The organism is Klebsiella sp. HMSC25G12 (assembly GCF_001807705.1).
Classification (GTDB): domain Bacteria; phylum Pseudomonadota; class Gammaproteobacteria; order Enterobacterales; family Enterobacteriaceae; genus Klebsiella; species Klebsiella variicola.
On the sequence record NZ_KV789786.1, the window covers coordinates 1 to 4,329 of the forward strand.

2 protein-coding genes and 1 pseudogene are annotated in these 4,329 nt (G+C 54.1%); all 3 read left to right on the top strand.

Features of this window, described 5'->3' with window-relative positions:
• Positions 1 to 371: 371 nt before the first annotated feature.
• Positions 372 to 2,564, top strand: coding sequence for a 1,4-alpha-glucan branching enzyme (glgB, locus tag HMPREF3096_RS01575; RefSeq protein ID WP_004099052.1), 2,193 nt, complete (start codon positions 372 to 374; stop codon positions 2,562 to 2,564).
• A gap of 129 nt (positions 2,565 to 2,693) precedes the next feature.
• Positions 2,694 to 3,977, top strand: a complete 1,284-nt coding sequence (gene glgC / locus HMPREF3096_RS01580; protein ID WP_004099051.1) for a glucose-1-phosphate adenylyltransferase — start codon at positions 2,694 to 2,696, stop codon at positions 3,975 to 3,977.
• An 88-nt stretch (positions 3,978 to 4,065) separates the two neighbouring features.
• Positions 4,066 to 4,299: pseudogene (locus tag HMPREF3096_RS01585) on the top strand (glycogen/starch synthase); the annotation flags it as partial.
• Between the last annotated feature and the right edge of the window lie 30 nt (positions 4,300 to 4,329).

Consider the following 4,329-nt stretch of genomic DNA (forward strand, 5'->3'; position numbering starts at 1 on the left):
TCAGCAAAAGTTCGATTTATTCAACAAAGCCTTTTTTTATATACGATCTGACGAATTCAGCAGAAGGAAACTCATCATTCGTGACGAAATAAAAATTAGTTTCCCCATTAATATAGAAATGAGTGTTTACTCACAGAAAGAAAATCAGGAGTAATTATTCTGAAGACAGATAATACAGAAGTCGTACAGCGCATTTAACTCACTTCTCAGGAGGTTAATCACTCTCTATTTGTGGACAACCGACATGTCTTAAGGCTCTGGAATAACGTGTTGATATTTCGATGCGTAGCATGCAGCGGAATATTACCGGATCAATAAAGCAGGAAGAGGCGTTTTAATTCTTTCCGCAGGATGATAGTAGGGTGACTGCCATGTCTGATTATAATGAAAAAAGTGCGATCTCCGCACTTCTCGCAGGTCATTGTTCCGATCCATTTTCCGTGCTTGGCATGCACTCAACCGATGCGGGTCTGGAAGTGCGCGCATTATTACCCGATGCCACCGATGTATGGGTGATTGAACCGAAAACCGGGCGCAAAGTCGGTAAACTCGAATGCCTCGACACACGCGGGTTCTTTAGCGGCGTTCTGCCGCGCCGGAAAAATCCTTTTCGTTACCAGCTGGCCGTCACCTGGCACGGTCAGCAAAACCTGATTGACGACCCCTATCGCTTTGGCCCGCTGCTGCAGGAGCTTGATGCCTGGCTGCTCGCTGAAGGGACTCATCTGCGGCCCTACGAGACGCTGGGAGCCCATGCCGACACCATGGACGGCGTCACCGGGACGCGTTTTTCCGTCTGGGCGCCGAACGCCCGTCGTGTGTCGGTGGTCGGACAGTTCAACTACTGGGACGGCCGCCGCCACCCGATGCGTCTGCGCAAAGAGTCCGGCATCTGGGAGCTGTTTGTCCCCGGCGCGCATAACGGCCAGCTGTATAAGTTCGAGCTGATTGACGCCCACGGCCACCTGCGGGTGAAATCCGACCCGTATGCCTTTGAGGCACAGATGCGCCCGGAAAGCGCGTCGCTTATCTGCGGCATGCCGGAAAAGGTCGAACAGCCACAGTCCCGTCAGCAGGCCAACCAGTTTGATGCACCGATTTCGATTTATGAAGTGCACCTTGGCTCGTGGCGCCGCCACGCCGATAACCATTTCTGGCTCAGCTACCGCGAGCTGGCGGACCAGCTGGTGCCTTACGCGAAGTGGATGGGCTTCACCCATCTGGAGCTGCTGCCGGTAAACGAACATCCGTTCGACGGCAGCTGGGGCTATCAGCCCACCGGGCTGTACGCGCCGACCCGCCGTTTTGGTACCCGTGAAGACTTCCGCTACTTCCTGAATGCTGCCCATGCCGCGGGTCTGAACGTGATCCTCGACTGGGTGCCGGGCCACTTCCCGTCGGATGACTTTGCGCTGGCATCGTTCGACGGCACCGCGTTGTATGAACACAGCGACCCGCGAGAAGGTTATCACCAGGACTGGAATACGCTGATCTACAACTACGGTCGCCGTGAAGTCAGCAACTTTCTGGTCGGGAACGCGCTGTACTGGATTGAACGCTTCGGGATCGACGCCCTGCGCGTGGATGCGGTTGCGTCAATGATCTACCGCGACTACAGCCGCAAAGAGGGGGAGTGGGTGCCCAATGAGTACGGCGGCCGGGAAAACCTCGAAGCGATTGAATTTCTGCGCAATACCAACCGTGTGCTCGGTGAGCAGACGCCGGGAGCGGTCACGATGGCGGAGGAGTCCACCGACTTCGCCGGGGTTACACGACCGTCTTCGACGGGCGGTCTTGGCTTCTGGTTCAAATGGAACCTCGGCTGGATGCATGACACCCTCGACTATATGCAGCTCGATCCCATCTATCGTCGTTATCATCACGACAAGATGACCTTCGGGATGCTCTACAACTACACCGAAAACTTCGTGTTGCCGCTGTCACACGATGAAGTGGTTCACGGCAAAAAATCGATTCTTGACCGGATGCCTGGCGATGCCTGGCAGAAGTTCGCCAACCTGCGCGCCTACTACGGCTGGCTGTTTGCCTTCCCCGGTAAAAAGCTGCTGTTTATGGGCAACGAGTTTGCCCAGGGGCGGGAGTGGAACCACGACGCCAGCCTCGACTGGCATCTGCTGGAAGGGGGCGACAACTGGCATCACGGGGTGCAGCGTCTGGTGCGCGATCTGAACCATACCTATCGCCACCATAAGGCACTGCACGAACTGGATTTTGACCCCTACGGCTTTGAATGGCTTGTTGTGGATGACCATGAACGGTCGGTGTTTATCTTTGTCCGTCGCGATAAAGCCGGGAACGAGATAATCGTGGCGAGCAACTTCACGCCAGTACCGCGTCACGGCTATCGCTTCGGGATTAACCAGCCGGGGCGCTGGCGTGAAGAGCTGAACACCGACTCGATGCACTACCACGGGAGCAACACCGGCAACGGCGGCTGCGTGGCAAGCGAGGCGATCGCCAGCCACGGTCGGGAGCATTCGCTGTCGGTGACTCTGCCGCCGCTGGCGACAATCTGGCTGGTACGGGAATCTGCAGGGCAATAAAACGCGCAGCTGATTTATTGCAGCTGACTTATTACCGGAGGTGATCACTTCTGAATTATTTTGCAGAAGAGTGAGGCTTTTTCTTCATTATTTTCTTTTATGGCTTTTATTTAATAGCAGGACATTATTATGAGTAAACTTGAATATACTGACAACTTAATGCTGTCGCGCCAGTTACCGCTTAAATCCGTGGCCCTGATCCTCGCCGGCGGACGTGGCACACGATTAAAAGACCTGACCACTATTCGCGCAAAACCTGCGGTGCATTTCGGCGGTAAATTCAGAATTATTGATTTTGCTTTATCGAATTGTATTAACTCCGGAATAAGACGTATCGGGGTCATTACACAATATCAGTCCCATTCACTGGTGCAGCATATTCAACGCGGCTGGGCATTCTTTAACGAAGAAATGAATGAGTTCGTGGATTTATTACCGGCGCAGCAGCGGGTGCATGGTGAGAACTGGTATCGGGGGACGGCGGATGCCGTGACCCAGAATCTGGATATTATCCGCCGCTATGATGCGGAATATGTCGTTATTCTGGCCGGGGACCATATCTATAAACAAGATTATTCGCGGATGCTGCTCGATCACGTTGAAAAAGGGGCGCGCTGTACCGTGGCCTGCCTGCCGGTCCCGGTTGAAGAGGCAAGCGCTTTTGGCGTCATGGCCGTGGATGAGAATGACAAAATCATTGAATTTGTTGAAAAACCGGCTAATCCGCCCACCATTCCTGGCGATGAAACCCGCTCGCTTGCCAGTATGGGCATTTATGTGTTTGATGCGGAATATCTCTACCAGCTGCTGGAAGACGACGATCGGGATGAACACTCCACCCATGATTTTGGCAAAGATATTATTCCCAGGATAACGGCGGCAGGTGAAGCGTATGCGCATCCGTTCCCGCGCTCCTGCGTTCAGTCGGATAATAATGCCGAGCCATACTGGCGCGATGTCGGAACCCTGGAGGCGTACTGGAAAGCGAATCTGGATTTAGCCTCAGTAGTGCCAGAGCTGGACGTTTATGACCGTAACTGGCCTATCCGTACCTATGTCGAATCGCTGCCCAGCGCCAAATTTGTTCAGGACCGTTCCGGCAGTCATGGCATGACCATGAATTCTCTGGTCTCCGGCGGCTGTATTATTTCTGGCTCGGTGGTGGTGCAGTCGGTTCTATTTTCCAGAGTTCGGATTAACTCGTTCTGTAATATTGATTCGTCGGTTTTATTACCGGGCGTCTGGGTCGGTCGCTCCTGCAGGATAAGACGCTGCGTGATCGACCGGGGATGCGTTATTCCGGAGGGGACGGTGATTGGCGAAAATGCCGTTGAGGATGCGCGACGCTTTTATCGTTCGGAAGAAGGCATCGTTCTGGTTACCAAAGAAATGCTGGACAAACTTGAGGTATGAGCCCATTTGCGGAAAAAGCGTGTCCGGCGGCAGAGAAAATATTGCCCTGTCGCGGGTCGTCTCTGTGGCTGAATAATAAGGAGCATACATGCAAGTTTTACATGTAGGAGCAGAGATGTTCCCGCTGTTAAAAACGGGCGGACTGGCCGACGTCACCGGCGCGCTCCCGGCGGCGCAAATTGCCGAGGGGCTGGATACCCGCGTGCTGCTGCCTGGGTTTCCGGCGATCCGCAACGGGGTTCAGGATCCGCAGGTGGTGGCCAGCAGGGAGACATTCGCCGGGCGGATGACGCTGCTGTTTGGCCATTTTAACGGTGTGGGCGGCTTTGTTGAATAAATCGAACTTTTGCTG

Coding starts and splice junctions, on each gene's coding strand:
- glgB (WP_004099052.1), top strand. CDS start 372: ATGTCTGATTATAATGAAAAAAGTGCGATCTCCGCACTTCTCGCAGGT.
- glgC (WP_004099051.1), top strand. CDS start 2,694: ATGAGTAAACTTGAATATACTGACAACTTAATGCTGTCGCGCCAGTTA.